The 3391-nt window shown below is 73.1% G+C and carries 2 protein-coding genes; both read left to right on the plus strand.

Annotated features, from left to right (window positions below; translation table 11 throughout):
* Positions 1-1257 (plus strand): tetratricopeptide repeat protein (locus KN815_RS28380; RefSeq protein ID WP_216344746.1); only part of this gene is annotated, 1257 nt, incomplete at its 5' end.
* Positions 1258-1385: 128 nt separating this feature from the next.
* Positions 1386-3391: AfsR/SARP family transcriptional regulator (locus KN815_RS28385; protein ID WP_216344747.1), on the plus strand; the 2006-nt coding region annotated here is incomplete at its 3' end.

Here is a 3391-nt window from a genome sequence, read left to right on the forward strand (position 1 = left end):
CGCTACCGCTTCCATGACCTCGTACGGCTCTACGCACGGGCCTGCGCCGAGCGGGAGTCGCGGGCGGCGGCGGAGCGCGAGGAGGCGCTGTCGCGGCTGCTGGACTTCTACCTCGCCACGGCGGCGCGGGTGTACGCCATGGAGCGGCCCGGGGACCGGATGGTCGAGCACCTGGAGCCCACCGGCCATCCCGGGCTGTGCTTCGAGACCTCCAGAGCCGCCCTGGACTGGCTCTTCGCGGAGGGCGACTGCCTGCTCGACTGCGTGCCCAGGTGCACCGGGGAGACCACCCGCCGCCGCGCGGGGGATCTGCTGCTGGGCGCGCTGGACCTCGCCGAGTCCGGGGCCCGGCCGCGGCAGTACGAAACGGTGGCGCGGGCGGCCGGCGACGCGGCCCACGCCGCCGGGGACTACCGCACCGAGGCCCGCGCCCGCTCGGCGCTGGGGCATCTGTACAGCTTCACGGGCCGGTACGCCCAGGCCGAGCGCGAGCTTCGGCGCGCGCTGGAGCTGGACGGCGAGGATCCGGTGATCGCCAGCCGCGCCTCCAATCAGCTCGGCATCGTCACCAACGGCCTGGGGCGGTACGACGACGCGGAGCGGTTCCTCGGACACGCCCTCACCGCGTTCCGCGCCGACGCCAACGAGGCCGGTGAGGCCAGCGCCCTGGCCAATCTCTCCCGGATCCATGTGAGCCGCGGCCGCACCGGGACCGCGGTGGAACTGGCCGAGCAGGGGCTCGCCATCTACCGCAGGCTCGGCGCCCCGCTGCGGCTCGCCAACGGGATGTACACCCTCGGCATCGCGCTGACGCGGGCCCACCGTCTGGAAGAGGCGGCCGTTCATCTCACCGAGGCGCTCGACCTGTTCCGCGAGGCCCGTCAGCCGCTGTGGGAAGGCATGGCCCATTTCCGGCTGGCCGAAATGCATCTGGCAGCACATCGCCCCACCAAGGCGGTGGCGCACGCCGAGCAGTCCCTCGCCCTGGGCGGCCTCGGCGGTGAATGGCGGCGCTTCTCCTTTCTCACCGTTTTATCGAAGGCCCTGCTGGCGGCCGGACAGCGTGACCGGGCCCAGGAGTGCTGGAGCCAGGCGCAGGCCCTTCGCGAACGGCTGGGCTCCCCCGAGCCCGAGGAGGTGCGCCAACTGCTGGCGACCTCGGCGCCTGACCTCCCGGGGTCAACGGGTCTCAATCCCGGCCATCGGGACGCCTTTGGAGTCGGCCCCCCGGTGTCTGAAAGCGAGCGGCGGAACTGACGATCCGTCGGTCTTCGGAGGTCTCGAAGTCGGGCGGGCCTTGTGGAGAGGTCCGGCCCCTACTGACGTGAGGGGTATCGGCAAGGCAAACTGGCCCGTGCAACTGGGAGCAGAGGCAGGGGGAGACCATGACCGGCGAGAAGGAGCGGGCGCAGGAGCAGTCCTTGCGCTTCACCGTGCTCGGACCGGTACGGGCCTTTCGGGGCGAGGAACAGCTCAGCACCGGATCACCGCAGCAAAGAGCCCTGCTCGCCGCTCTGCTGCTGCGCGGCGGGCGCACCGCCACCGCCCCCGAACTCGTGGACGCCCTGTGGGGCGACGATCCGCCGGACGCCGCGATCGCGGCGCTGCGCACCTACGCCTCCCGGCTGCGCAAGGCGTTCACCCCGCATTCGGACATCCTGGTCAGCGAATCGGGCGGCTATGCGGTCCAGGTGGGCCTCGGGGCCCTGGACATCGACGTGGCCGAGAGCCTGGCGGCGGAGGCGGAGAAGGCCCGGCACTCGGGCGACCGGCTGCGCGCCCATGAGCTGATCGGCCGGGCGCTGGACCTGTGGGACGGTGAGGCCCTGGCCGGGCTGTCGGGGCCGTACGCCACGACCCAGCGCGCCCGGCTGTCGGAGTGGCAGCTCGTGCTCACCGAGACCAGGCTCGATCTCGACCTGGAGCTGGGCCATCACACCGAGGTGGTCTCCGAGCTGACCGCGCTGACCGCCGCCCATCCGCTCCGGGAGCGGCTGCGCGAGCTGCTGATGCTGGCGCTCTACCGCAGCGGCCGGCAGGCCGAGGCCCTGGCGGTGTACAACGACACCCGGCGGCTGCTGGCCGAGGATCTCGGTGTGGATCCCTGCGCGGAGCTGTCCGACCTGCATCAGCGCATTCTCCAGGCGGATGCCGAGCTGGCGGTTTCGGTGGACGACCGCACGCATGCCGGGCCCGGCTTCGTACGTCCGGCCCAGTTGCCCGCGACGGTCGCGGACTTCACCGGCCGGGTCGCCTTCGTCGAGGAGCTGAGCGATGAGCTCGCCACCGCCGAGGGGCGTGTCATGGCCGTGTCAGCAGTGGCCGGAATCGGCGGGGTCGGCAAGACGACGCTGGCCGTGCACGTCGCCCACGCGGCCCGCGCCCACTTCCCCGACGGCCAGCTCTACATCGACCTCCAGGGCGCCGGCCCGGTGCCCGCGGAGCCCAACGCGATCCTGGGCGCCTTCCTGCGCGCCCTCGGCACCCCGGACAGCGCGATCCCCGAGGGCGTCCACGAGCGTGCCGCGCTCTACCGCTCCACGCTGGACGGCCGCCGGGTGCTCACCCTGCTCGACAACGCACGCGACGCCGCGCAGGTCAGGCCGCTGCTGCCCGGTACGCCCGGCTGTGCCGCGCTGATCACCAGCCGGACCCGGATGGTCGACCTGGAGGGCGCCCACCTGGTCGACCTGGATGTGATGAGCCCCGAGGAGGCGCTGGTCCTCTTCACCCGCATCGTGGGCGCGGAGCGGGTCAGTTCGGAGCGCGACGCGGCCATGGACGTGGTCGCGGCATGCGGCTTCCTGCCGCTGGCCATCCGGATCGCGGCCTCCCGGCTGGCCTCGCGCCGCACCTGGACCGTCTCCACACTGGCGCGCAAGCTCGCCAACCAGCGCCGCCGGCTGGACGAGCTGCGGGCGGGCGACCTGGCCGTGCGGGCCACCTTCGAGCTGGGCTACGGCCAGTTGGAGCCGCCGCAGGCCCGGGCGTTCCGGCTGCTGGGGCTGGCGGACGGCCCCGATATCTCGCTCGCCGCGGCGGCCGTCGCCCTGGAGCTGGACACCTTCGACACCGAGGAACTCCTGGAGTCCCTGGTCGACGCCTCCCTGCTGGAGTCCGCGGCACCCGGCCGCTACCGCTACCACGACCTCGTACGGCTCTACGCGCGTGACCGCGCGGAGCGGCACCAGTCGGCCGCGGAGCGCGAGGCGGCCCTCTCCCGGCTGCTGAGCTTCTACCTCGCCACGGCGGCGCGGGTGTACGCCATGGAGCGGCCCGGCGACCGGCTGGGCGACCACCTGGCCCCCGCCGACCACCCCGGCCTGGTCTTCCCGCATCAGGACGCCGCCTTGGACTGGCTGTTCACCGAGGCCGACTGCCTGCTGGCCTG

Source organism: Streptomyces niphimycinicus (assembly GCF_018883605.1).
GTDB classification, from domain to species: domain Bacteria; phylum Actinomycetota; class Actinomycetes; order Streptomycetales; family Streptomycetaceae; genus Streptomyces; species Streptomyces niphimycinicus.